General features: G+C 45.4%; 19 protein-coding genes and 2 pseudogenes. 11 read left to right on the forward strand and 10 right to left on the reverse strand.

What is annotated here, in order from left to right; genetic code table 11:
- The first annotated feature begins 151 nt into the window (after positions 1 to 151).
- The 4 genes from QT996_RS16230 to QT996_RS16245 all read left to right on the forward strand — a co-directional run bounded on the left by QT996_RS16230 (position 152) and on the right by QT996_RS16245 (position 4,721).
- A complete protein-coding gene (locus QT996_RS16230; protein WP_333047732.1) occupies positions 152 to 400 on the forward strand; it encodes a type II toxin-antitoxin system ParD family antitoxin in 249 nt (82 codons plus the stop codon).
- Positions 397 to 723, forward strand: coding sequence for a type II toxin-antitoxin system RelE/ParE family toxin (locus QT996_RS16235; protein WP_333047733.1), 327 nt, complete (start codon positions 397 to 399; stop codon positions 721 to 723). Before QT996_RS16230 ends, QT996_RS16235 begins: the two co-directional genes overlap by 4 nt.
- Before the next feature lie 708 nt (positions 724 to 1,431).
- On the forward strand, positions 1,432 to 2,898 hold the full coding sequence (gene purF, locus QT996_RS16240) for an amidophosphoribosyltransferase (protein ID WP_333047734.1): 1,467 nt from the start codon (positions 1,432 to 1,434) through the stop codon (positions 2,896 to 2,898).
- 737 nt (positions 2,899 to 3,635) lie between these two features.
- Positions 3,636 to 4,721: a DUF3474 domain-containing protein gene (locus tag QT996_RS16245; protein ID WP_333047735.1), complete on the forward strand. Its 1,086-nt coding sequence runs from the start codon at positions 3,636 to 3,638 to the stop codon at positions 4,719 to 4,721.
- Between the two features lie 407 nt (positions 4,722 to 5,128).
- Here the strand turns inward: QT996_RS16245 and QT996_RS16250 are convergent, their stop codons facing one another.
- Together QT996_RS16250 and QT996_RS16255 are read right to left on the reverse strand one after the other, a co-directional pair.
- Positions 5,129 to 5,719, reverse strand: a complete 591-nt coding sequence (locus QT996_RS16250; RefSeq protein WP_333047736.1) for a hypothetical protein — start codon at positions 5,717 to 5,719, stop codon at positions 5,129 to 5,131.
- Positions 5,720 to 5,956: 237 nt separating this feature from the next.
- A complete protein-coding gene (locus QT996_RS16255; protein WP_333047737.1) occupies positions 5,957 to 6,346 on the reverse strand; it encodes a DUF1830 domain-containing protein in 390 nt (129 codons plus the stop codon).
- Positions 6,347 to 6,721: 375 nt separating this feature from the next.
- Between QT996_RS16255 and QT996_RS16260 the strand changes: the two genes are divergently transcribed.
- Both QT996_RS16260 and QT996_RS16265 read left to right on the forward strand, forming a co-directional pair.
- The gene (locus tag QT996_RS16260; RefSeq protein WP_333047738.1) at positions 6,722 to 8,302 is read left to right on the forward strand and encodes a photosystem II high light acclimation radical SAM protein; all 1,581 of its coding nucleotides are present in this window, start codon (positions 6,722 to 6,724) and stop codon (positions 8,300 to 8,302) included.
- 444 nt (positions 8,303 to 8,746) lie between these two features.
- Positions 8,747 to 9,217 (forward strand): hypothetical protein, encoded by a 471-nt coding sequence (locus tag QT996_RS16265; RefSeq protein ID WP_333047739.1) that lies wholly within the window; start codon positions 8,747 to 8,749, stop codon positions 9,215 to 9,217.
- Positions 9,218 to 9,350: 133 nt separating this feature from the next.
- On the opposite strand, the gene QT996_RS16270 is transcribed toward QT996_RS16265, so the two are convergent.
- The 3 genes from QT996_RS16270 to ntcA all read right to left on the reverse strand — a co-directional run bounded on the left by QT996_RS16270 (position 9,351) and on the right by ntcA (position 12,208).
- Positions 9,351 to 9,746: a pre-16S rRNA-processing nuclease YqgF gene (locus QT996_RS16270; protein WP_333047740.1), complete on the reverse strand. Its 396-nt coding sequence runs from the start codon at positions 9,744 to 9,746 to the stop codon at positions 9,351 to 9,353.
- A 36-nt stretch (positions 9,747 to 9,782) separates the two neighbouring features.
- Positions 9,783 to 11,465 carry a DUF3084 domain-containing protein gene (locus QT996_RS16275; RefSeq protein WP_333047742.1) on the reverse strand — a complete coding sequence of 561 codons (1,683 nt, stop codon included), beginning with the start codon at positions 11,463 to 11,465 and terminating at the stop codon, positions 9,783 to 9,785.
- Positions 11,466 to 11,542: 77 nt separating this feature from the next.
- Positions 11,543 to 12,208: a global nitrogen regulator NtcA gene (gene ntcA / locus QT996_RS16280; protein ID WP_445176781.1), complete on the reverse strand. Its 666-nt coding sequence runs from the start codon at positions 12,206 to 12,208 to the stop codon at positions 11,543 to 11,545.
- A 329-nt stretch (positions 12,209 to 12,537) separates the two neighbouring features.
- Between ntcA and fabI the strand changes: the two genes are divergently transcribed.
- Positions 12,538 to 13,314, forward strand: coding sequence for an enoyl-ACP reductase FabI (gene fabI / locus QT996_RS16285; protein WP_006634022.1), 777 nt, complete (start codon positions 12,538 to 12,540; stop codon positions 13,312 to 13,314).
- A gap of 207 nt (positions 13,315 to 13,521) precedes the next feature.
- Entirely contained in the window at positions 13,522 to 14,160 is a 639-nt protein-coding gene (gene hisB / locus QT996_RS16290) for an imidazoleglycerol-phosphate dehydratase HisB (RefSeq protein ID WP_333047752.1), read from the forward strand.
- A gap of 198 nt (positions 14,161 to 14,358) precedes the next feature.
- Here hisB and QT996_RS16295 read toward each other — a convergent pair whose 3' ends face one another.
- The 3 genes from QT996_RS16295 to QT996_RS16305 form a co-directional block, all read right to left on the reverse strand.
- On the reverse strand, positions 14,359 to 15,858 hold the full coding sequence (locus QT996_RS16295) for a response regulator (RefSeq protein WP_333047743.1): 1,500 nt from the start codon (positions 15,856 to 15,858) through the stop codon (positions 14,359 to 14,361).
- Between the two features lie 9 nt (positions 15,859 to 15,867).
- On the reverse strand, positions 15,868 to 21,927 hold the full coding sequence (locus QT996_RS16300; protein ID WP_333047744.1) for an AAA family ATPase: 6,060 nt from the start codon (positions 21,925 to 21,927) through the stop codon (positions 15,868 to 15,870).
- Positions 21,928 to 22,095: 168 nt separating this feature from the next.
- Positions 22,096 to 22,266: a hypothetical protein gene (locus QT996_RS16305; protein WP_333047745.1), complete on the reverse strand. Its 171-nt coding sequence runs from the start codon at positions 22,264 to 22,266 to the stop codon at positions 22,096 to 22,098.
- A gap of 195 nt (positions 22,267 to 22,461) precedes the next feature.
- Between QT996_RS16305 and QT996_RS16310 the strand changes: the two genes are divergently transcribed.
- Entirely contained in the window at positions 22,462 to 22,632 is a 171-nt protein-coding gene (locus QT996_RS16310) for a hypothetical protein (RefSeq protein WP_333047746.1), read from the forward strand.
- A 209-nt stretch (positions 22,633 to 22,841) separates the two neighbouring features.
- Here the strand turns inward: QT996_RS16310 and QT996_RS16315 are convergent.
- Positions 22,842 to 23,554, reverse strand: a pseudogene (locus QT996_RS16315) (IS1 family transposase).
- Positions 23,555 to 24,414: 860 nt separating this feature from the next.
- On the opposite strand from QT996_RS16315, the gene QT996_RS16320 reads away from it, so the two are divergent.
- Both QT996_RS16320 and QT996_RS16325 read left to right on the forward strand, forming a co-directional pair.
- On the forward strand, positions 24,415 to 25,926 hold the full coding sequence (locus QT996_RS16320) for a mannitol dehydrogenase family protein (protein WP_333047747.1): 1,512 nt from the start codon (positions 24,415 to 24,417) through the stop codon (positions 25,924 to 25,926).
- The gene (locus tag QT996_RS16325; RefSeq protein ID WP_333047748.1) at positions 25,901 to 26,647 is read left to right on the forward strand and encodes an HAD family phosphatase; all 747 of its coding nucleotides are present in this window, start codon (positions 25,901 to 25,903) and stop codon (positions 26,645 to 26,647) included. Before QT996_RS16320 ends, QT996_RS16325 begins: the two co-directional genes overlap by 26 nt.
- Before the next feature lie 51 nt (positions 26,648 to 26,698).
- On the opposite strand, the pseudogene QT996_RS28665 reads toward QT996_RS16325, so the two are convergent.
- Positions 26,699 to 26,806: pseudogene (locus QT996_RS28665) on the reverse strand (DUF7219 family protein); the annotation flags it as partial.
- Positions 26,807 to 26,907: the final 101 nt, after the last annotated feature.

A 26,907-nucleotide genomic window follows, 5' to 3' on the forward strand; every position in this document is an offset into this window, starting at 1 on the left:
CGTGAGAGTCACTCAGGTGCGTCGCCATCTCAAATCTGCAAATTTCCTCAAAAATCTCACAGCGACGCACCCTACAAAAACGGAAATTGATCGAACCTGATTTATAATAATTAAAATATGCCAAGGTCGCACATCAGGAAGGATAAAAAATATGACCCTCAATCTTCCTCTTCCCGATTCAATTCAAAATTTTATTAACGAACAAGTGGCAATCGGAGGCTACAGTAATGCAGCGGAATACATCTTGCACCTAATTCGCCAAGAACAAGCAAGAGCTGCGCGGATTGAGTCGTTATTGTTGGCTGGTTTGGATAGTGGGAATTCTATAGAGATTACCGATGATTGGTGGGAGCAAAAACGCGCTCAGTTGGTGCATAAACTTGACCCACAGCAGCAATGACTAAACGGATTGTCATTACACCAAGAGCAAGTCAAGATTTAGACGAAAATTTTGCTTATATTGCTCAAAATAATCTTGATGCTGCATGGCGTTTTTTTGATGCAGCACGTCAGACATTTGCGAGATTGGCTCAAATGTCGGGAATGGGCCGCCTGTATCCGGTTCAAAATCCACGGTTGGAGGGTTTGCGAAGATTGTCAGTTAGGGGTTTTGAAAATTATCTGATTTTCTATTTGTCTTTTGATAACTATATTGAGGTAGTGAGAATTCTGCACGCAGCGAGAGATTTAGAGGAAGTTTTGTCAGGAGATGAAGCTGATTGACTTTGTAGATTAGGGAAAGTTTTCAGGCTGCAAAATCTCCATCCCACGGTTCACTCGTGTGGACATTACTTAATACTCGATCGCGCCCAAAAGGACATTACATGGTCGCACAGATTCCCATGATGATATACTAGATCAATTTTATGGAAAAGTCAAGATATATGGGCTTTAAATCCTAATATTTGAAAAAGCCCATCAAGCAAGTTTCTAATTTATTTTTCATTGCACGATCGCCGATCTATTCGTTCCCCTCTGCTGGGACGAGAGTTTGACAAGAAGCGATTTCAAGAGACTGTGGGCGAATTTAAAAATGGTTTCACCCGTCACCCCTAAAAATAGTGTCTCGGGACTAAGTATTTAATTAACCATATAGCTATTAACTACCAATAGCGAACCCAAATGCTGGATTCCAGATGTGAGGGGTAACACCCTCGGCGAATTAGCCAACAGTCTCTTTCAATCGCCGAATCCCTCACCGAATCCCTCGCCCACAATAAATCAAGGTTAATATAGGATCAGGGGGCGATCGATACTACAATGCCATTAAACGCCGCATCGCTTCTGTCTGAAATGCTACACGATTTGGAAATAATGACAGATTCGTGGCAAGATTAAGGGAATGTTAAGTTATGCGACGCTTTCGCAAACAAGATTTCCCGCTGAAACTGTCCCCCTAACCCACCTTCCCCATTAGGAACCCACCCATCTATGATTCCCAACCATTCCTTCGCGGCTGACGAGCATTCTAGCAAACCCGACAAGCCCGAGGAAGCTTGTGGCGTTTTCGGTATCTACGCACCGGGTGAAGATGTCGCCAAGTTGACCTACTTCGGTTTGTATGCCTTGCAGCACCGGGGTCAGGAATCAGCAGGAATTGCCACCTTTGACGGTGAAAAAGTCCACCTGCACAAAGATATGGGACTGGTTTCCCAAGTCTTCAACGAATCGAGTTTAGGTCACTTGCCCGGTAACTTAGCTGTAGGCCACACTCGCTACTCTACTACCGGCTCGTCCCGCGTGGTCAACGCTCAGCCTGTGGTTGTCGAAACTCGTTTGGGAAGTCTGGCATTGGCACATAACGGGAATCTTGTCAATACCAAAGAATTGCGGGAAGAATTGCTGTCTCGGAAGTGCGAGTTTGTCAGCACGACGGATTCAGAGGCGATCGCAGTGGCGATCGGTTCCGAGGTAGACAAGGGCAAAGACTGGCTGGAAGCAGCGATCAGTGCGTTTGCTATGTGCCAAGGAGCCTTTAGTTTGACGATCGCCACCCCCAAAGGCGTGATGGGAGTCCGGGACCCGCACGGCGTCCGCCCGCTGGTAATTGGCATCCTCCCCACAACTCCGGTACGATACGTTTTAGCATCGGAAACTTGTGGCTTGGATATTATCGGTGCTGAATTTTTGCGGGATGTAGAACCGGGAGAATTAGTTTGGATTACAGATGAAGGTATGGCTTCCTTCCACTGGAGTCAGCAACAAAAGCGCAAACTTTGCATCTTTGAAATGATCTATTTTGCTCGCCCCGATAGCCAAATGGAAGGTGAAAGTTTGTACAGCTACCGCCTGCGGATCGGGCGTTTGTTAGCAGCAGAATCTCCGGCTGATGCGGATATAGTCATCGGCGTTCCCGATTCTGGAATCCCGGCCGCGATCGGCTTTTCTCAAGCTTCCGGCATTCCTTACGCCGAAGGATTGATTAAAAACCGCTACGTCGGGCGCACTTTTATTCAACCGACTCAGACAATGCGGGAGTCAGGAATCCGCATGAAACTCAACCCTCTCAAAGATGTGTTGGAGGGAAAGCGAGTAATTATTATCGACGATTCGATCGTGCGTGGCACTACCAGTCGCAAAATCGTCAAAGCCTTGCGGGATGCGGGCGCAACGGCAGTTCACATGAGAATTTCCTCGCCGCCGGTGACTCATCCTTGTTTCTACGGGATCGACACCGACAATCAAGATCAGTTGATTGCTGCTACTAAATCAGTCGCAGAAATCGGCGCCCAAATAGGGGTTGATTCTTTGGCTTTCTTGAGTTGGGATGGAATGCTGAGGGCGACTAACGAAGACCCAATGAGTTTTTGTTCGGCGTGTTTCACCGGTGATTATCCGATCGACGTTCCAGAAATGGTAAAACGGTCTAAGCTCATATTAGAAAAAGCTGGAACCTAGAAAATCTAAAAGCGAGAAAGCGATCGCCCGTCACTTTCTGCAATTTATGAATTTTCAAAATTTTCTGGTAAGTCATTGCCAGAATGTGTGTAGAAATGTTACATTAGCTTAGCTGTAGCAATAATTGCAGAATTTGTGAAGTGTAGTGAACAGTCAGTTGGGTAGAACTTGCGTGAAACCCAACACTCCGATTGGAGATTGGAGATTGGAGATTGGAGATTTTTCCTTGAATCTAAAATCGCCAATCAAAAATCCATGGGCTTTTCCCTACACACTCGTTCACAATTTTTGCTCGAAGCGCTGTATGCTACCTGCAGACTGGAGGTACTTCCTCCAGATGTCCACTCTCAGATTGAAGTCGCATTTCGCACCAACAACGGGCACATGAGATTTTTTCAGATAACAGGGTCGATCGCACTAATTTTTCCCACACAAGTATTCCACAAGCCAACTTGCTTGAGAATCGCGGACGGGCTGTTCATGCGAACTAAAGAACTTTAGAAACCCTTGCAGAGTAAAAATATGGCTCCTTGCAGTTTGAATGTTACCTCACCTGCATAGGGATACAACCCCCCGACTCATGTCGGGGAGAGCCAAAAAATTTAGATATTAGTAGTTTAAGCCCCCAGATTCATCTGTGGAGTGAATCTAAAATCTAAAATCTAAAATCTAAAATCGATTGACTGTTAAAAGAAGGCGGAATGCGGTTTCTCAAGTCAGCTTAAATCGGAAACTTCGTGCAATCAAATACTGTTCTCAATCCCCCGATCAATCAAGGCTCGTCCTCTCGTACAACAGAGTTACCTTTTACTCTTCAAGATATCAAAGTAGCTATTCCAGCCCACTGTTTTGAACCCTCGGCCTGGAAATCTCTGGCTTACTTCTTTTTAGATATTGGCATCATCGCAGGTTTGTATGCGATCGCCTACACCGTCGATTCCTGGCTCTTTTACCCAATATTTTGGTTAATGCAGGGAACCATGTTTTGGGCATTGTTTGTAGTGGGCCACGACTGCGGACACGGTTCATTTTCTAAGAGCAAATGGCTCAACAACCTGATCGGACACCTCTCCCACGCTCCAATTCTTGTCCCGTTCCACGGTTGGCGGATCAGTCACAGAACCCACCACGCGAATACAGGCAGCTTAGATAACGATGAAAGCTGGTATCCCGTGTCGGAGAGCCATTACGAACAAATGCGCTGGTACGAAAAGCTGGGACGCTTCTATTTGATGTTATTTGCCTACCCACTTTATCTGTTTCGCGGATCGGGCGTTCGGGCAGGTTCTCACTTCATGCCCGGTAGCCAGCTTTTCCGTCCCTCCGAAAAATGGGATGTGTTGACGAGTTCCGCATCGTTGGTACTGATGGTAGGCTTTTTAGGCGCCCTAACCTATCAGTTTGGTTGGCTGTTTTTACTCAAGTTCTACTTGGTTCCCTATGTAGTGTTCGTGATGTGGCTGGATTTGGTAACATACCTGCACCACACAGAAGCCGATATTCCTTGGTATCGCGGTAAAGATTGGTATTTCTTGAAAGGTGCATTGTCTACGATCGATCGCGACTACGGAATCATCAATTCCATCCATCACGACATCGGGACTCACGTAGCGCACCACATTTTCTCGACGATGCCGCACTATCACTTGAAGGAAGCAACGGAAGCAATTAAACCAGTGTTGGGCGATTATTATCGCAAGTCAACCGATCCAATTTGGAAGAGCTTTATTCGCTCTTACTGGGATTGTCATTTTGTCTCCGATACAGGTTCTGGAGTTTACTACGAATCGCCTAGCACTCGGCGATCGGCTGAAGTTAAGTAGCTTAAATAAACAATAGAATACGTAAAAACTCGGCTTCTTAAAGAAACCGGGTTTTTCTTTTTTGTGCGTGTTTGATAATAAGATGTGCCACATTTAACCTGGATCTTGGGGGCGGGCAAGATGCCCACCCCACAAGAAATTTAAGAGTTTTAAAAATGCAAACTAGCTAAATGTTTTTCAGCTAATCGTAGCCACATAAAATATCACAATCAAAGAGGTTTGTAAGTGATCGCGCGTTGAATCTATATACTTATTTTGATGGCAAATCTTGTGGGGTGGGTTTCTTGCCCCCCAAAGGTAAAAACTCAATCCAGTACAGCTTATTCAGGGCTTCTCTCCGAGCAAGTTTTATGAGGGCTGAAGTCCTCACTACCAACCTGATAACGGTTATTGTACCGGGCATAATATTACAAATTGCCTTTAAGCCCGATCGCCGTGACAATAGTCCACGCATCCACCAACAGCAGCAGCAGCGTACAGAAGAGCAAAATAAGATACATCCAAGGCTGAGACAAAGGGCGGACATCTCTAGTATCAATACCTGTTTTTGCTTCCACCAAACCGACTAATTTACCAAATCCAGCCACTCGCATTGGCAACAAATAACCTTCACCCGAATGACTCAAAAAATAGTAAACTAAACCTCCTTGACCAGTCGATCGAGGTTTGAGAGCTTTTACCTCAGTCCAAGGTAGCGACCAACCCTTGCGAAACAAACGCGGAAACCAGTTGGGATATGTGACTTCAATCCCTTCCTCGCTCAAAATTACCCTTTCACTGAGCACGCCGTACAGGCCCGCAGCGCCGACAACTATTGCCACCCAGAGTGCGGCCGGGGGCACCGGTGCTTTCGTTACTTCCGACAAAAACGGCAATGGAATTGTCAGGGCTGTGTACAAGCTCAACAACGTGATTCTAATCAGGGGAGAAAGCCGGAATACCGCCGGCTCAAATACTGGGGCCGAAGATGGGGAAGAGGCGATCGGTTGTGCTGACATGGCTGAAATTCTAGAAGCTGTTTAATGATATTTTTGCACAGCTTCCGGGGCCGCCAACAAAACTCAGGGAAATACGAAAAACCGGACAATATTTGCAGTTGCGAGTTTTTATCTAAAATTCATTTCAGAAACTTTGATTCTTAACTGTTGAATTTTTACCGTTTTGCAGAAGTTGGAATTTTGAGTGCAGAGCTATCAATTAACTGACAATTTATAACTCAAAACTCACAACTCCGATTAATCCACGGCGGTTAGTGCCGGTACAGTCAAAGGTTCTGAGAGTTCTCGGGATTTGGGGCGGCCGGCTATTACTGTTCGATCGCCCTGAACTGCCTCTCGCGATCTGCTAGGATTGACGTTTGAATAGGGGCCTTCGTTAATTTGCAAGCGATCGCAAGGAATTGTATCCGACAAAATTGCACTGGCCATCATCCCGGTGTGAATTTCCAATGCTGCGGCCCGTATCGCTTCAAACACTAAGCGCTGTCCGGGAAACACTACTCGTTCAAAGTACCAGTTAGGAATGTTGGCGATACGAGCAATCTGAATTTGACTGGTGGCGTTGACGTAGCAGCACAGAATCTTGCTGTCGGTGTCTGAGGGTAGGGGGTCAAGAATTTGAGCCATAAATGCTGAGGGAGCCTTGCCTAAAAGTTTTAGTTATCTTCTCAGGCTAACACTAGGCGATCCCAGCCAACTGTAAAGCCGACTACCAACTCCCTAATACATTAGAGACCGATCGTACCTAACTTAAAGTCTAACCGGATAAATATCGGCTTTTTGACTCTCCGCTGGGATTTTATGTCAAAATACGCTGTATTGACTTAAAAATTAGCTTTTTTCTGCTGCTCTCGCCGATCGACACCAACAAGCTCGGCCTTAATTCCAATAGAAAAATTTAAGAATATTTAATGTCAAATTGCGAAAATTAGACAGATTGTAAAGTTATATTAAAAGAATATTAACATAGCTGAAAAAGTTCCACTTTAGGATATGGCAATCATGGAAAACCGAGAAAACCGAGTCCTGTACGTTCGCCTCCCTTGCAATCCTATTTTCCCGATCGGAGTTGTGTATCTTTCGGATCACGTACACAAGCTGTTTCCCGATGTCGAACAGCGCATTTTTGATTTAGGTGCCGTACCCCCCCTGGATTTCGCTAAAGCTTTGGATGCCAGCATAGACGAGTTTAAGCCGACGCTGCTAGTTTTCTCTTGGCGGGACATTCAAATTTACGCGCCCGTGGGCGGCAGGGGCGGCAACCCGCTGCAAAATGCCTTCGAGTTTTACTACGCCAAAAATCCGCTGATCAAGTTCCGGGGAGCCCTCGGAGGACTGCGTTTAGCAGCGTCTTACTACACCGAACTCTGGCGCAATTTGGGACTGATCGAGCGCGGATTGAAGCGGGCCCGGAAATACCGCCCCGAAGCTCGTGCAGTGGTCGGAGGCGGTGCTGTGAGCGTGTTTTACGAGCAGTTGGGCCGCAGTTTGCCGGCGGGAACTGTGGTTTCGGTGGGGGAAGGCGAAGCTTTGCTGGAGAAGTTGATTAAGGGCGAAGATTTGGCCGAGGAAAGATGTTATGTGGTGGGAGAAACCGTGCCCCGCGCGAAGCTAATTCACGAAAAGCCAGCCAACATCGAGAAAACTGCCTGCGATTATAACTACATCGAAACCATTTGGCCGGAATTTTCCTATTATCTACAGGATATGGACTTCTACGTCGGAGTCCAAACCAAGCGTGGCTGTCCTCATAATTGCTGTTACTGCATTTATACGGTGATTGAAGGCAAGCAAGTGCGGATCAATCCGGCGGCTGAGGTGGTGGCAGAGATGCGGCAATTGTACGATCGAGGTATCCGCAATTTCTGGTTTACCGACGCTCAATTTATCCCAGCACGCAAATTCATCGACGATGCAGTTGAATTATTGCAAAAAATCATCGCCGCCGGCATGGACGACATACACTGGGCCGCTTACATCCGTGCGGACAATCTCACACCAGAATTGTGCGATTTGATGGTAAAAACGGGGATGAATTACTTTGAAATCGGCATCACCAGCGGTTCCCAGGAACTGGTTCGGAAAATGCGGATGGGCTATAACTTGCGAGTAGTTTTGGAAAATTGTCGCGATTTAAAAGCCGCCGGTTACAAAGATGTAGTTTCCGTTAATTACTCGTTTAACGTCATAGACGAAACCTTTGAAACCATCCGGCAAACTATTGCTTATCACCGAGAATTAGAGCGAATTTTCGGAGCCGATAAAGTAGAACCAGCGATTTTCTTTATCGGGTTGCAGCCTCACACTATTTTAGAAGAATACGCCTTTAAACAGGAGATTCTGCAACCGGGTTACGATCCCATGAGTTTGATGCCTTGGACAGCGCGAAAATTGCTGTGGAATCCTGAACCTTTGGGTTCGTTCTTCGGACAAATTTGTTTAGAAGCTTGGCAGCGTAATTCCAATGATTTCGGCCGCGAAGTGATGGCTATTTTGGAGGAAAAACTCGGCTGTGCGGATTTGGAAGAGGCATTAACCGCGCCTGTGGAAATCAAAGACAAACAGTTGGCAGCAGTTAATTAATTACCAGGTTCACAGCATCGGACTTGAGTCCTTATTCAAAAAAAGGGAAATGGAGGAAAACTGTATCTTCTCTTTCCCTTTTTATTTAAAAATCTCAATGCGAGAAACTAGACTTGAATTGCAAAAATAATTAGGACGGGCTAGAAGCCCATCCCACATTTTTTCTTGTGGAATGGGCTTCTAGCCCGTCCTAAAATTTGATTAAAATGACTTGGGCAATTCAAGTCTACTCTTACTACAATAATCAATCTTAGACCAATCATTAGACCCGATAGCCAAACTAGAAAACAATCTTCAAATTATCTGCGTTTATCTGTGTTTATCGGCCTGAAATTTGCGGTTGACCTATTTATCAAAAATTTACGCAATAACTCTATTAAAAATCGCAGAGCGAACAAAGATCGCTTAAGATGTAATTATATAGTTAAAACCAGGAGTGACAAGATGTTTTATAAAAATAGAGTTAAGGGCATTAAAGAAGTAAGTCTAGTTATGGCTGGCATTAGTGCGATTCCCTTCGGGATAGCTTCGCTTCACGGCTTTTTAACCGCCTCAGCAGAAGCAACGGCACTAAATCAACCGATTGGGAAAGTTCGGGCGATCGCACCCAACACTTTGGGCAATAATCAACCGCTGCAAATTGCTCAAGTTGAGGGATGTCCGAGGGCCCAAATGGTGCAATTTTTCGCAACGCCCAACTTTTCTATATACATTTGCAAAACCCAGGAAGGCGAGATTTTTTACCGCGGCCTCAGCAAGATAAATGGCACGCAAATCAATGTCATGCAAGTAACGACAGGTGACGACGGAACTTATGAAGCGACTAACGGCAATATTATCTATTCGATAAACCCCGAACGCCTGCAAGTCCGGCAGAATGGTAAGGTAATTTTGACCGAGGCTGTCATCAAGTAGCACTAACTGTTATTCAATGATCAACTAGATAAATCTAGGGTGTATTTTATTTAAGTGAAAAATTCACTACCAGCCAAAACCTATTGATTCCTTAATAATTAAAGAGAATCAGTGGTAACGGTTATAAAATTGACTAACTTTTGTTCAAATACCTCTCAATCAAGACGATCGCCACAATATCGTCCACTGGTCTCGGTGGCGTTCGCATCCCCTTCGGAATTAAGCGCTGAACTCCCGTCGGAGGGTACATTTGCCAGTAGCGTTCCCTCGCTTCTAAACTGCTGTATCTCTCATCAACCTGAACAATTTTGAGCGCAGGCGACAAACTTTGCGTCAGTTTGTGTTTCCAACTCTTAGAAGTCGTTTGATCTCCCATCACCAATAACTCAATAGAAAACTGTTCGCACAGAGATTGAATAGTAGATATCGCTGCTTCGGACAGCACAACTTGATGGTAGCAGACGTTCTTATCTATACCCATTACAGCGATGCCGCACTTGTCTTTACCCGGATCGAAACCTAAAATCATAGTCAGTTACCAAATACCCATTACCCATTACCAAATTTAATTTTTAATCTTCAAATCTCCTGGGCCTGGTTTTTGTTGTCCCGTGCGGAAAACAACGACTCCCTTTTCAAGAGCAACTAAATCTATTTTAAGCGGGCCCGCGATGTAAGTGACATCTGCGGCGATCGCCTGAACGTCTAGCGGTTTCTCGTACTGCTGCAATCGATCGATAAAACCAGCTAAAGTTTCAATCTGACTGTCGGCAACTTGGACTCTACCGCCGACAACACCGATCAGGCGAGCGCGAAATTGACAAGCTTCTATCAATTGCAGCAACTGCTGCCGTACCTGTTCGTTGGTCAAAATCACGGGATCGACAGCAACCCCTGCAATCACATCTCCAGCGCGGAAAACCACTCGATTGATTTCTGCTTCTGCAAATACCTTAATTACCTTTTCTTCCCGCAGGTAATTAGCGCCGGCGACAATCCGCACCACGTAATCTTGACCGTCTTTAACCTGACTAATTAGTTGATCGATTTCTGCTTTAGTAATTTGAATAACCTGGTCTCTAACCTTCTTATTTTGTGGCTGCATGAGTCCGACGGTGGTTTTATTTGCTTCTTGCAAGAGTCGATCGATCGCGCGGCTTGCCATACCGGGTTCGATAATGCGAACGACGCCAGCAGCTAAAATTTGACCCCGCCTGATGGCAACTGTACCCTCGCGGATTGCCTGAAAATCGCGTTCCAAAACTTGCACTTGCTGCTGCAATAAAGTTTGTTGCTGTTCGAGTTGAGTTTGTTGCTGTGCCAAGGTTTCTAAGAGTGCTTCCCTCTCGGCAATTACTTTGTCGCGCTCGACAATAGTTCGATCGCGCTCGGCGAGATTTTGCACCCGCTGGGCAATTTCCTTGTCTCGCTGGGCAATTAGCTCGTTGCGATCAACAATTTCTGCGTCTCGCTTGGCAATTTCTCTCTCTCGCTTGGCAATTTCTTGATCGCGCTGGGCAATTTGAGTTTTTACCTGCCCGATTAACTGTTGGCGTTCCTCTTGCAGTTGGGCGATTTCCGCTCCTAAAGTCGTTTTTTGAGCAGAAACTGTTTTCAATTGGTTCTCGGTGCGATCGAGCTGAGCTTTTGTACTCGATCGGGCAGTTTCAACCAGTTTCAATTGTTCTTCGGTGCGGGATTTAGCAGCTTCCACACTGCTGAGCTGTTCTTCTGTCTGGGATTTAGCCGCTTCTACCTGACTTAACTGCTGTTCAGTTTTAGACTTGGCTGCCTGCACGCTGTTGAGCTGGGCCCGCAGCGAGTTTAATTTTGTTTGCGTCAGAGCTTGCTCAGCATTAGCTGCTTGGAGGGATTGATTAATTTGCTCTAAATTGGCTCTAGCTTGCGCTTGAGCGGCTCTGGCTTGAGCTAATTCAGTTTCAACTCGATTTTTTTCTTGAGTGGCCTGGTTGATTTCTCTGCGGGCGTTGTTGAGCCTTTTTTGAATCTCGTCTATTCTAAAAACTCCCGTTCGCAGCGGCTTGCTAGTAGCAAACATAATGCCCAGAGTCAGTGCTGACAGGATGCTGCCGGCCATAACTGTCACAACAACAGCAGTATCGCGGGGGCGAAGTTTGAACAAACTCAACCTTGCCTTGCCGACTTTCGTCCCAAGGCGATCGCTGACAGTGGCGATCACACCCCCCAACACTAAAATTACAAATACCAGGATGTATCCAGCAGTCATTCCGATTTTAGATTTTGGATTTTGGATTTTGGATTGAATCTAAAATCCAAAATCCAAAATCCTATACTTTCTCGGCATCAAGTGAATTGCTGGCTTAGGGCCACCGGGTTGTGGACTGTGATCTTTTTCTTGTGGATCGAGATCATGGTTTCTTGTCTGAGATCCCCGAGCAAACGAGTCACAGTTACCCGCGTCGAGCCGATCGCTTCGGCGATCGCCTGGTGGGACAGCTTCAAATCTATCGTAATCCCCTCTGTACCGGGCACGCCAAAATCCCGGCACAGAATCAGCAAAAAGCTTACGAGTCTCGAACCCATATCTCGGTGAGCCAGCGTTTCGATCATCATCTCGGTTTGCAAAATCCGAGACGACAGTCCCCGCAGCATTACCATCGAGAGTTCCGGGTCTTCCTTGAGCGCTTTCTCGACTTGTTCGATCGGCAACGAGATCAATTCCACCGGCGTAAAGGCTACCGCGTGGTAAAACCTGTCCGATCGGTGTCCCGTAATCAGAGACAGCACCCCAAATACGCTATTTTCGCGCAGGAGGGCGACTGTAATTTCTTCCCCTGCTTCGTACACCCTGGAGAGCTTGACAGCACCTTTGATGAGAACGTAGACGCGCTCAGCCGGGTCTCCAGGGAAAAAAATTGTCTTGCCCCGTTCAAAGGTTTCCACAATGGGTGGAAACGCCCCGCCGCTGATTTGGCGGAACACGGCTGCTAGCGGTCTATCATGCGTCACGACTAGATCCTTTGTACTAATCAATACTTTATAACTTGCCGATTAACCTTATTGAGTAAATATACTGCCCAACCTCCAATATCCAAGGATTCGGTTACTTCCATCTAATGTTAAGGTAAACACGCACTGTATGATTAAATCTAGCCCTTCTCTTAACTTTTTCAATTCCGCCCCCATGTAGCTCCACAGCAAAATTAATATCAATTGTGTCTCAATTGTGTCTCAATTGTGTCTGAATCAGTTAAATCTGAATCAGTTGTGTCTAAACTGGCGGGGTTGTCGCAGAGAGCCAATGAGAACGGTGCAAGTTGCTTTTAGATAAACTACAGATGATAGATTTGACCGGAAAAAATGCTCTTGTTACGGGCATTGCCAACAATCGCTCGATCGCCTGGGGTATTGCTCAGCAGCTCCACAAAGCTGGGGCCAACCTCGGCATAACTTATTTGAAGGACGAGAAAGGCAAGCACGAGCGCAAAGTCGCTGAACTGGTGGAACCGCTCAATCCCAGTCTGTATTTGCCCTGCAATGTCCAAGACGAGAGCGAAATTGAGTCTACTTTTCAAACCATCGCCGACAAGTGGGGCAAGTTAGATGTCCTGATCCACTGTCTGGCTTTTGCCGGCAAGGACGAACTTTCGGGAGATTTCACCAACACCTCGCGCCAAGGTTTCTCCAATGCTTTGGATATTAGCGCTTACTCGCTGGTGCGGCTTTGTGCTGCTGCTAAACCCCTGATGGCCGAGGGCGGCAGTATTGTGACGCTGACTTATTTGGGCGGCGTCCGGGTAGTTCCTAATTATAATGTGATGGGAATTGCTAAGGCGGCTTTGGAAATGAATGTTCGTTATCTGGCTGCTGAACTGGGCCCGTTAAATATTCGGGTAAATGCAATTTCTTCTGGCCCGATTCGGACTCTGGCTTCGTCAGCAGTTGGCGGTATTCTGGACATGATCCACCACGTTGAGGAAGTGGCGCCACTGCGGCGGACGGTGACTCAGCAGGAAGTGGGAAATGCTGCGGCTTTTCTGTGCAGCAATCTCGCTAGCGGGATTACGGGTCAAGTTTTGTATGTCGATGCCGGTTACGAAATCATGGGAATGTAACAGTTGTCGAGAATTTTGAGTTATGTAGGGGCGGGTTGAGACAATAAACTTTAACTATAACAAGTAAGTTTTATGCAAAACCCGCCCCTTTCGAGAGTTTTTAGTTTTGCATAATTCTCTTAACTAAACACTTGAAAATCAGCGCGGCTCAAGCTGTAATCTTCAATTACTAATTATCAATAACTAATGAATGACCCATTGCAAATTATGGAGATAATCGATCGCCCTTCTGTGCCTCCTGCAAATTCAGTTCAACCAGCTAGGGCCGCGTTGGTGAAACGCACGACACTAGAAACGGATGTCACGGCCAGCCTCAATCTCGACGGTGTGGGAACTTGCAAGGCGTCTACGGGGATTCCGTTTTTAGACCATATGTTGCACCAGATTGCTTCTCACGGATTGATCGATTTGGACGTGCAGGCGATCGGTGATTTGGAGATAGATGACCACCACACCAACGAGGATGTGGGAATTACCTTAGGCCAAGCCCTGGCCAAAGCTGTCGGAGATCGATCGGGCATTTCTCGTTTCGGGCATTTCATCGCACCTTTGGATGAAGCTTTAATTGAAGTAGTGCTAGATTTTTCGGGACGGCCTCACTTAAGTTACAGCTTGGAAATTCCCAACCAACGGATCGGCACTTACGATACTGAATTAGTGAGAGAGTTTTTTTCGGCGGTGGTGAACCACACTCAAATGACACTGCACATTCGACAGTTGCAGGGCGGAAATTCTCATCACATTGTAGAAGCGGCGTTTAAGGCATTTGCGCGAGCTCTGCGGATGGCCGTAGAAATCGATCCGCGGCGCGCCACTCGGATTCCGAGTTCTAAAGGAGTTTTGTAGTATGGGGTTTGCAGTAGCGCTTCTGGGCTACTGCAAAGCTCTCACTCAAAATATATCTGCTATGTATAGCCCCTGGGATGACGAGCGTTGGTGAGGAAACTTGACAAGCAGTGGCAACACAACTTTTGTTAAGCTTGCTAGATTGGGGAGTCGTTTAAAAAATTAACCCTATGGATTCACTAACTTTTTTGCAGAGCATCAACCTGACAGCGACAAGACAGGAGACTCCTGCTGAATCGGAATCTGAATAGTAAACTCTGTTCCCCTGCCTGGTGCAGAATTACACTCCAAGCTTCCCCGGTGTTTTTCCACTACAATTTGCCAGCTAATCGACAACCCAATCCCTGTACCCTTACCGGGGGGTTTTGTTGTAAAAAACGGGTTAAATACGTGGCGACGAACCTCTTCCGAGATCCCTGGCCCATTGTCCACAATTCGGACAGCTACGCAATTGTTGCTTGTTACTTCTGTGCTAATCCGAATCACGCTAGGATTCGCTTTAATTTCTTCTAGCGATCTCTGCTTGTTCCACTCGTCAATAGCATCGATCGCATTTGCAAGTACATTCATAAATACCTGATTCATTTCTCCCCCATAACAGTCCACTTCGGGCAGATTTGGGCAATAGTCCCGCACTACTTCAATCGAGGGACGGTCTGACTTAAATTTTAGCCGACTCTGTAAAATCATCAGCGTGCTGTCGATGCCTTCGTGAAGGTTGACCGCTCTCATTTCATATCCTTCTTGCCGTGCGAAGAGGCGCAGAGATAAAACAATTTCGCGGATGCGATCGGCTCCTAAGTACATCGATTTGAACAATTTAGGCAAGTCGTCTTTGAGATAATCTAGCTCGCTTGTTGCGATTTCTGCTTGTATATCTGGAGCCGGATTAGGATAGTGCTTTTCGTAGAGGTCAAGGATAGTGACCAAAGCTTTTGAATATTCCAGAGCATAGGAAAGATTTCCATAAATAAAATTAATTGGATTATTGATTTCATGAGCTACGCCAGCTACGAGTTGGCCTAGCCCGGACATTTTTTCGCTCTGAATGAGCTGGCTTTGCACCTGCTTGAGTTCGTGCAGGGAATTTTCGAGCTCTAGGGCTTTGTGCCGCTCTCGCGCTTCCGATGCTTGCAAAGCTGCTTCTGCAAGCTTGCGTTCAGCAGCCTCCTGGTTGAGGCGTGCATTCGTTTGGGAAAGTTCAGCGGTGCGCTCTTCTACTCGCGTCTCTAGCTCTTGTGTCAAAACTTGCAGGTCGGCTTGCGCTCGCTCGCGCTCGACAATTTGTGCCTGAAGCTTTTTAGTTAAATTTCGCAGATTCAGGTGCGTGATAGCGCGAGCTAAAACCTCTGCGTGTTGAAGGGGCTTAGTGATATAATCAACTCCCCCCACATTAAAGCCTTTGACTTTGCTTTCTGTATCGTCCAGCGCGGTCATAAAAATGACTGGGATGTCTTTAATTAACTCATTCGCTTTCAGGTTTTGGCAGGTCTCAAAGCCGTCCATTTCTGGCATCAAAACATCCAACAAAATTAAATCAGGCTGGGAATATTGCACTTTTTTGAGAGCGCTAGACCCACTGCGAGCTACCCAAACAGTGAAGCCAGATGCGCTCAAAAAATCTAATATTGAACCCAAATTAGTGGGCGTATCATCCACAATTAAAATGGTTCCTCTGTTTAAAGATTCGCTACTCATTCTTAATCCTCATCTAAACTGTTGAACAAATTCTACTAATTTGTCCTCTTCAAAGTTTTTAGTTAATTCAAGCAACTGATTGGCAAAAGGTGCATAACGCATATCTATTGCTTTCAGCTTGCTGGCTCGATCCTCAATACTGAGGAGTTCACCTTTCATGGCTAAATCGAACAGGACTGCAACTTCTTCCGAAGGGGGAGCAATCAGTTGTTGGTCTTGGATTAGGGAAGGGGGATGTGTGAAGATACCTTCTGAACTGAAAGTTGTTCGCTCCTCATAAATCCATTCTAGCCCTAAATGCTCGCCCAAGCATTCTAACAGTTGTTCTGCCCGAATTGGTTTTAGGAGGAAAGCGTTGCAACCAGCCTGGAAAATCCCCTGGGAATCGACGGCTAAAATGCTAGCTGAAGTTCCGATCGCAATTACATCCTTCAAGGCAGGAATTTTTCTGAGCCGCCGCACCGCTTCAAAGCCGTCCATCACTGGCATTACTAAGTCAATTATAATACAGTCGGGTTGAAATGACAGTGCTTTATTCAGGCAGTCTTGACCGTCGATTGCCTCCATCAATTCAAAGCCAATGGGAGCTAAAAGATTAACGAGAACAGAGCGATTTTCCCAGCGATCGTCAACGACTAGAAGTTTCCGTCGCTCACCTAAGAAACTCCTGATAATTTTTTCAGGTTCTTTTTGATAGCCTTCCCCGTTTTCAGCAACCGGTATTTCTAACTCAAACCAGAAATTACTGCCTTTACCTAAAGAGCTTTCTACTTTCAGTTCGCCGCCCATCATCTCAACTAATTGGCGACTAATTGCGAGTCCCAATCCGGTTCCCTCTGTCTGGCGAACTGACCCGGTGACTTGCTCGAATGGCAAAAATATCTTTGACACTTGCTCCGGCTCGATGCCAATGCCCGTATCTTCTACTTGGAAACGAATTTTAGCTATTAGGGATTGGTTATCGCCCATTGGTGATGATACAGATTGCCCCGTCCTCACGGAGTCTACTTTGAAAGTAACGCCTCCTTTTTCGGTGAATTTTACGGCATTGCCGAGTAAGTTGATCAGAATTTGCCGCAACCTTTTTTCATCGCCGCGGACGCAAGTGGGAAGTTGAGTTAGCGGTTCGTAAATCAAAGAGATTCCCTTCTGTTGCGCGCGAACCCGGCAGATTTCAGCAATGCCTTGGAGAAAGTCCGACAGGCGAAACTCGGTGAGGTAGAGTTCCATTTTTCCGGCTTCAATTTTGGAGATGTCTAGAACATCATTGATCAGAGTCAGCAGGTGTTCGCCGCACTGGTGAATGATGTTAATACCAGAATTTTGCGGACTGGTTAAATTTTTATCTCGCTTGAGGATTTGGGTATAACCTAAAATGCCATTGAGCGGTGTGCGAAGTTCGTGGCTCATGTTAGCGAGAAATTGGCTCTTGGCGCGGTTTGCCGCTTCGGCGACTTGCTCGGCGCGTTGTCGCTCTTTAATTTCTATTTCCATGCGCCTATTTTTGGCTTTTAATTCCTCGGTTCGTTCTTCTACTTTGACTTCTAAGGTGTGATAGAGATTGGCATTTTCAAGGGCGATTGCAGCTTGTCCTGATAACATCCGCAATACTTCCACCCGTTTCTGCGTAAAAGCGCCCGCTGTTAGGTTATTTTCTAGGTAAAGGATCGCAGTGAGTTTGCCTTGATAGACGATCGGCGTACACAGAATAGATTTTATTTGGTGTTGGGTGATGTATGGGTCAGTGTTAAAGGTGCCCTCGCGACTGGCATCGTTTAAAAGGACATCTTTCTGAGTTCTGGCGACGTAATTCAGTATCGATATAGGCAAGTGCTGGCTGCTTGATGTTGGTAGAGATTGCAACACTCGCACATCATCTTTATTTCCCGCTGCTTCTATGAAAAATTCCCCGTTCTTTGACTGGATGAGCAATCCAGTTTCCGCGCCAGCATTCTCTATCAAAATTTTCATTAACTTGTCGAGCAAGTTAGCCAGAATAATTTCACCAGAAATCGCTTGCGATGCTTTCATCACCGTTGCCAAATCCAGAAACTCTGAAATTCCCGATCCGGTGGAAGTGATGGTTCCCTGGAGCGTCTGCATAATTGTTTCGCCCGCATTTTCGCTGTTTTTTTGGTGAAGCACGGCGGCAAGTAATTCGGGGTAGCGTTTTTCTAAATGCTCAATTTTGGCTGTTGCTCCCCAGCGTAGGTATGCGTAATACGCATTTGTCATGTAGGTTTGAGCAATAGTTTCTTTACCCCATGACAGATAGAATTTGGCACCGAGTTCGTGGGCGAGTGCTTCTTCGTTGATGTACTCGTTTTCTTTGGCGAGGGCAATAGCCCTGTCATACATCTCGATCGCCTCGACTTTTTCTCCTAGAACCCGATGCCGTTCTGCCTCCACTAGATAATATTTGTGCAGATGATTCATGGGGGCATGATGCGCCCATTTTTGCATTTTTTCTTGATTTGCTTGTACGCGAACGAGAATTTCCTGTTGCTCTGACTGTGGGCGATCGGCATACACGGCTAGCCGTACCAAAGAATCGTAGAAATGGAAGATAGGCACAAGAGGCAATCCTACCACTACGTCTAAATACTTCTCTGCTATGGCAGTATTTTCAATCGCTTGTGAGTAATTCTCAAACCAGTAACTAAGTAAAAGTTTGTTCCAATATAGGTAGGCAACTCCCAATGTATCGTTCGCTTGCTCATGCAATGGCAACCTTATCTGCTCGTCATATGCCTCACCCTGTAAACGGCAGGGATTTCCACTTTTTCCCAGAAGATTTAAAACAGCCTGCCAATAGATTTCGTGCAAATTAAGAGCTGTTTCTTGCTTAATTTTATAAATAGCATTTCTGTAATTTGCCATTGTTGTTTCAAGAGCAGTCAGTTCTTTGCCAGTAAAGTAAGCGAAATAGGAGTAAACCATTAAACTATAGCCTGCATATTCTAAATCTCCCGTCTCCAGTCCGCTAGAGTAAACTGATACCAAAGATTCTAAGGCTTCTCTCAGATGCTCTTTCCAATGTCGGATAAATACATTCACTATGAGTAGTGTCTTGGCTTTGATTTCTTGAGCATTTAACTTTGACAATAGACTTAAAGCCAATTGACCGAACTGATAACCAGACTCAATATCTCCCACAACTCCACAAACCAGAAGACCATAATTGGCAAAACCAAAAGGAGACACGGAAGCATTGCCATATTGGACGGATAAATCTACTTGTTTGCACAATGTTAAAGGCAACAGTTGTGGAGCAGCCATATATGTAGGAGTAAAAATTCTTGATAAAAGTCTTATGGCTGCTAATTTATTTGGATCGGTCATTTGAGGTAGATCAACTAAATCCTCAATTCGCTTCCCCTTTAAAATTGCCGCAGTTTCCCCTAGTGCCTGCTCAATATCTGATGGATTCGGATCAGAAGGAAACTCTATCCCTAACAGCTTTAAAACTTCTAATGCTGTATTAATTGCTTCTAATAGCTTATTCTGCAATATATAAGCTTGAATTTGGACTTCGTATACTTTAATTTTTTCTAGCAGCGTTGGCGCACACTTTTGTACTATCTCAACGAAGCCCTGCATTCTTTCAAAATCACCGCTGAGAAATGCCGCCTCCGCTATTTCCTCGTGCAGTGCTAATGCCAGTTCATACTGACTCTCCCAGCTATCTTCTGCCAGCAGAGATAAACCCACTTGCAAATATTTGACGGCGGAATCGTGCGCGGTTGCTGCTTTTGCTTTCTGTCCAGCGATGAGATTGAGTTGCGCTAGTTCGTATTTTTCGGTTTCAGTTGTAAGTAAGTCAGTACCGTAATTGAGTTGGTTTACTAAAGCGAAAATATTTTCTTTTTGTTCTTCCGGCGTTGTATTTTGCAGCAGCCGTTGACCGATTTTCAGGTGCGTCTGTTTTTTCTCTTCATTGGGAATCAAAGAATAAGCGGCTTGCTGCACTCTGTCATGTAAAAATTTGTAGTCAACCTTAACATCAGTTAAGGTAAATCCGCCTGATTCTTCCTGACTAAATACCAGCGGAATTTTGTATTCATTGCTCAAGGGCAAAATTAAACCAGCCTGAAGTGCCGACCACAACTGTGCAGCCGTGAGTAAAGAGGATTCTTCATTAACGACGCTCAAGACTTCTAAATTAAAAGTATTGCCAATACAAGCAGCCATTTTTAATACTTTCTGCGTTTCGGGAGACAGCTTACGAATATTCCTAGCAATCAGTTCGACAACGTTATAATCGGTGATGCCAATAGCTTGTATTTGCTCTAAATTCCACTGCCAAATGCCAGAATATAAATCATAAGTTAACAAATCTTCCTGATAAAGGGTTTTGAAGAGTTGCGTTAAGAAGAAAGGATTGCCCTGGGTTTTATTAAAAAGTAGAGACGCGAAATTTCGCGTCTCTACAGACCGCGATTCCGAACAGCCAGATTCATTTAAAGTATCGGCAATTAATTCTTCAACATGAACTATTTGTAACGGGGTGAGTACAATATTATTTACAGTCGCACCCGCGTGTTGAATTTTTTCAATAGTTTGAACGGTCGGATGAGTGGGAAAAACTTCGTTATCTCGATAGGCACCAATCAGCAATAAATATTTGCTATCGGGATCTGTCATCAGCAGTTCAATTAATTTCAGCGAGGCCGAATCAGCCCACTGCAAGTCATCTAGAAATACAACCAGGGGGTGTTCAATGGTTGTAAATACACCAATAAATTGTTTAAAGACTCGACTAAAACGGTTTTGAGATTCAGTGGGTCCTAGTTGCTGTACGGGAGGTTGTTTGCCAATAATCAGTTCTACTTCAGGAATAACGTCAACGATGACTTGACCGTTAACGCCTAAAGCGGATAACAGTTTTTCTTTCCAACTTTGAATTTCTACTTCGCCTTCGGTTAGTAGCTGTAAAATCAACGATTGGAATGCTTGAATCAGGGAAGCGTAAGGAATATTGCGTTTGAACTGGTCAAATTTACCCGCAATAAAATAACCCCGTTGCCGCACGATGGGTTTGTGAACTTCATTGACTAAAACTGTTTTGCCTATCCCGGAATAACCGGAAACGAGCATGAGTTCGGTGGTGCCACTTGCTACGCGATCGAACGTTTCCAGAAGCCTATTAACTTCGGGTTCGCGACCGTAGAGCTTTTGCGGTATATTCAATAGTCCTGCTTTGTCAGCACTGCCGGCAACAAAGTTGGAAATAGATCCGGTAGCCTGTAGGTTGACCAGACAGGTTTCTAAGTCAAATTTTAGCCCTTCAGCGCTTTGATAGCGGTCTTCAGCGTTTTTGGCTAATAATTTCATGGCGATCGCTGAAATTTGTGGCGGGATTTCAGGATTGAGCTGGTGAGGGGGAATCGGAGTTTTGGCAATGTGGCTGTGTACTAATTCCAGCGGATCTAGGGCGTTAAAAGGTAACTCTCCGGTCAGCATTTCATAGAAGGTAACGCCTAATGAATAAAAGTCAGTGCGGTAGTCAATTGACCGATTCATTCTGCCGGTTTGTTCTGGCGACATATAAGCCAGGGTACCTTCGAGCAAGTCTGGATGGGACAGTGCTGGATTTTCTCGCTCTAGGCGGGAAGCGATGCTAAAATCAATGAGTTGAACTTTTTCTGTGACTGGGTTGATGATAATATTTTGTGGCTTGACATCTTTATGGATAATGTTATTTTTATGGATTTCTACTAAGGCCGAGACAAGCTGGAGGGCTATAGAAAGAAATTGAATGATTGCGAGTTTTTGACCACTCATCCAATCGTTTAAAGACTCTGAGCCTGAATCTTCTAAGATTAGTGCTAAGCCGTTTTTATAGCTTTCTAAACTAATGGGTTTGATAATCGCTTCTACGTTCAAGCTGTGCAGAATTTGATATTCGTGCCGCAAGCGGGTGATGTCAGAGAGAGTAGGGTACTCAGCCTTTAGCGTTTTGATGATAACGCTGGAAACCTCCGACTGCTTCCGAGCGCGATCGACTGAAGTTCTTATCCCGCTGTGGAGGGTTTCAACGAATTGATAGCCAGCTAAGTTGATAGTCATTGTTATTCTACCGATCGCAAGGAAATTGAGCGTGAGGTTAAGGCCGATTTTAAAACTTAAAGATTATTGGAGCTGATTGTAACATAGTAATTTACTCAACAAAAGTGAGCTCATGTTTCGCTTCTGGCAATCGTGGCCTCATGAGATTGTGTTGTTAACTGTGCTGCCTCAATGCGCGTTTTGGGTATCTGTTGGGGGATTAGTCGGCTGCATTTTCAAGTGGGGTGTCGATCGAGTGTTTTCCCGTTGCTGATAATTATCGTTGTCAACCATCGCCTCAAACCGAATCATCGATCCATCCGCAAGCCGAACAATCCCACTGAACAGGTGGCGTTTCATACTTCGGATAAGTCATTTCACACTGGGGACACCGGCCAGTAAACAGTGGGTGGGTATCCAAAAGTTCTAACTGTTTCTCTGGTGTCCACCGCTACCGTTGTAGTAGCTCGACTCTTAGGGTTCCCACAATTCCTCTGATGCGGTGTTAGAGTCTTCTGGAAAGTCGGAGCAAGTATCGGTGTTCGGGCCTGCGGAATGAACGGCACAGACAAGGTGTGGGTTGGGGGCGTACAAGAGACAGCGATGGCTCCGCCCCGGCTTACGCCTACGCATTCGGGGAGTTTGGGCATGGGGGGCGTGTTGGGATTTTGGTTTAGTTTGCCTCAAAAACCCAGTTGGCGATCGCAAATGACGTTGTGTAGCTGAGTGGGCGTAACTTGTTGCTGAAAGTGCCCCACTAGAAACAGCGATGAGGGCACCATCTTAAAGCGTTGAGGAGAGCTTGATGAAAAAAACAGGATTAGGCATTCAAGAATTACTGTATTATGAGCGATCGCAAATTGTCGCCATTGCCCAAAAGCACGGAGCCTACAAAGTGCGCGGGTAGTCCTGCATAGCAATGAAAACCCAGGGTTTTAATTGATAGATAAACTGGCGTTATACTCATGAATAAAATACCAAAGAACCCCAACATGATTAGAGATTTTTTTGGAGAATGAAAGAGTTTTTATCACCAATCTAGATATTCTTTGTCTCATCGTATTATTAAATCTTTCTATATAGTTTGTCACACCAGTCTCCTTTCCTACTGCCTTGTGTCTTTTTTGAGGAAAAACTGTGAGATAGGCACTCCAAAAGTCTGTATAACTTACGGTACATTGACGATAAGCAGGTGGTAAAAAATCCCATAATCCTTGAGCGCCAGCTTTATCTCTTTTGCCAATATACACTCCTACAATTTATGAAATTTGATACATCAATTGCCAGCTATTTCCACTGCTTGTTATCCTTATTACCGACAAATGACCACATTTCATCACCTTGAATTGTTAGCTTCCCTTTCTTTTTTGACTTCACTTCTACTTCTTTTTTTACCTATCCTAATTTTTTATTAACATAGTATTGCAACCACCGTTCCGAAACCCCAGTCGCCCTCACAATCCCAGCCAGAGATATCTTTTCTAATAAAAGTCGATCGATCAACTCTTTTGTTGATAATGAAATCGGTTGATGTCTGGGAGTCATGACGAATTGTCTGACACAATCTCGACATTTAAAATTTTGCTAATCGCTAGCGAGTGCGACCATTTTTCAATATGTATTCAGAGTTACACTTGGGACAGTTCATAAGCTTAAATTTAAGGTAGGTTAAAAGAATAAAATTATAACACATTTTCATTGTTATGCAGGACTACCGATTCGAGATATCAACGCCAGCCGATTGTATGTGTTTCGGGAGCCAGGGGCAGAGGGTTATGCTAGCCAGGTTTTATTGGCAGAGTCGGATTTAATCGCACCTTTGGCATTTCCAGATTGTCAAGTGTCTGTGGAGGATTTGCTCAGGAAGAGTGCAGAGCCCAGTGGTGAGTGAGGAAACTTTAAAAATTTATGGACACACTGAAACCCACTTGCAGTGCTGTATGAGCCATTAGCTACAGACAGCACTTTTCAACGCAAGCCTTGTTTTGTGGACGCTTGCTACACAAACGCCCAACTCTAACTTAACTGCTTGTAGCGAAGCCTAAACTTGATTGTGGTTATAAGTCCCTCTAAAGAATTATTTGTATATTCTTCTGAAGACAGATGATAGCAGCGACCAAGGTAAATAATATACAAGGTGTACAGAGCTATTAGGTAATCCCAAAGCATAATTTAAAAGCAGTCTAGCGCCTTATAGGACAGAAATTCGACTTACGCAGTTGCCAATGCTAAATACAGTGGCAGTAGGGGGGGTACTCTTGTGCCTGAATTGAGGTTAATGACTACTTGATATTTGATACTTAATTAATTAAGTTTAGCGGATTTCTTCTTTCTTTGTTCTACCTGTCAGACCCTAATTACCCTGTGGCTAAACCTTTCCTTGTAGATGCCACAGAATATGCCTAAAATTTTCCCACTTTAAGATATTTGTCCTGCTTGTAGGTCATGGGCTATACCCAGACTGACTTGCCCTTTTTTACCTGATTATCCACTTATCTAAGAACTCTAATGGTTAACTTACTCAGACCGCCCAGTGTTTCTTCAAGTCCTCGCCTCGGTACTGTAACTGGTTTGTGGAGGGAACAGTCTTCTTACGACAGAAGGACGCTTAATACTGGAATCGTCCATTTCGGGCCTGGTCGTTTTTTTCGGGGCCACCTCGCCTACATCATACATAACTATCTTGCACAGAAGGGGTCTCAAGAGCAGAGATGGGGGATTTGTGGGGTTAGCCTCAAGAGTCAACACACCATTACTAGGTTGAAACCGCAGAGATTCCTTTACAGTTTGACCAAACACTCTAGTTGCGCTCAAAATCGTGAGGAAGCGGAAGTTATCGGTTCTATAAGGGAAATAGTTAATGGTAGAGACAAGTGCGAGTATGTGCTTGAAAAGATGGCGTCTCCTTCTGTGCATCTGGTGACTCTTACTATTACTCAAGGAGGCTACCATCTAGACAAGAGTTTTAATCTCGACATAACGAATGAAGACATCGCGCACGATTTGCAAAATCCTTCCACTCCAACAACTGCAATAGGCTTTATAGTAGAGGCGCTACGCCGACGACGCGATCGCAACATGACCCCCTTCACCACCCTTTCTTGCGACAACCTGCCAAGAAACGGGGAGATCCTGCGAAAAGCAGTGCTAGCTTACGCTGACTCGATCGATCCTCAACTTGCAGAATACATCAGGGATAACGCCACATTTCCTAATACGGTTGTAGACAGGATTGTGCCTCAAGAGCAAGCATCCGACTATAACTACCCCAGCCGACTGTTGCAAGTTCGCGATCGCGCACCCATTGTAACCGAACCATTTTGGCAGTTTGTCGTGGAAGACAAATTCACAGGCGATCGCCCCAAGTGGGAAGATACGGGGGTGATTATGACTAGCGACATCACTCCCTTCCTGTATATGAAGTCGAGATTTTTGAATGCAGTACACTCCTTCATAGCCTGTTTAGCTATAAGAGCAGGTATAGAGTATATGCACGAGGCGATCGCCCTACCGGAATTCCACTTGTTTACTCGGCATCTCATGGACGATATCGCAGCAGCAACACCAGTGCCTCGCGAGATGTGTAAACAATATATGGAGCAGGTGTTACTAAGGCTGAGTAACGAGGATCTTCCCGATACTACTGAGAGAATCTCTTCAGAAACAGCGAGGAAAGTAGGTAAGTATATATTTCCGATACTTCAGGATGCTTATAGCCGAAAAGTCAGCATGAAGCGGATTATACTTCCCGTTGCGGCCTGGCTTCTTGCAGTCAGAGAGGAGGCGAGCGAGTCTGGTCAGCCCTATCATGCCAAGGATACCCAAAGTGCAATTACAGCGATTCAAGAAGGCGCGGTAATTAGTGGGATTCTGGGATTGGAGAATTGCGAACAGACAAAGGTCATAGATAATGAATGCCACCAAGCTTTGCGAGATCTCCAGACCCACGGACTATTGACTACGCTTAAGAATTACAGTGATGGAGGTCTTTTAAATGAAACCGTTTCATCAGCATCCTAAGATAGTGCTTTTCGATCATGACGGAACTGTAGTTGATAGTGAAACCATAGCACTTAAGAGCGCGTGGAGGCTGACCAATGAAGTGGCTCGTGAGTTTCCCGGCGCTCAACACTATGAACTTGAGGACTTTGTTAAAAGCTTCGCCGGGAAACCCTACAGGGAAATACTCAAAAAGATCTACCCAGACTCATTAACCAGTCTTAATGAGCGCGATATTGACAGGCTAGTGGCTGAAGAAGAAAAGAGAGCGATCGAACGGCTTAGTGTAGAGGCAAAAGCCACTGAAGGAACGCCCCAAGTGCTGTCTTACCTGCGCGACGACGGATTTGAATATGCACTGGTAAGTAACAGCAGCTTCCAGCGGCTGAATGCTTGCCTTTGTGCTGCTGCCCTGACCGACTATTTCCCAAGCGAGCACGTATTTAGCGCTCACGACTCTCTCCCCGTTCCGCGTCCCAAGCCGCTTCCTGACATCTACTTATATGCAGTGAAGTGTCTGGACGCAGAAGTTTCCGATTGCGTGGCCATTGAAGATTCTATCAGTGGGGTAAAAGCTGCCGTTGCCGCTGGAATTGGGCAGATTATCGGTTATGTAGGGGGGACTCATATAAGCGAGGATGAACGAAGCAGCCGTGCGGATGCTCTTGTGTCGGCTGGTGCCGAGCAAGTTATCGAGCGAATGCACGATCTTATCGGTCTATTATCAGCAACCCCAGTCTAAATAAACAGGGCATGAGGCACTGAAATCTGATCGTTTTCCAACCCTCCGCACCTACAACTTCTTGAAGTACGGGGCGATTGGTAAATAAACCTGGTGCGATCGCTGTAAGGTTTTCCACAATGCCTCAATCTGTTCATAGGCAGTTTGCGGTGACAATTTAACTCCTGTTTCTCACCCGACGATCATTGGTGACAAGTTAAGGAAGAAAGAGGTTTGTCAAGGGGGAACTATCCTTGAGGGAAAAAATGTGTGAAACTCAG

Source organism: Microcoleus sp. S13C4 (assembly GCF_036700865.1).
Lineage (GTDB): Bacteria > Cyanobacteriota > Cyanobacteriia > Cyanobacteriales > Microcoleaceae > Microcoleus.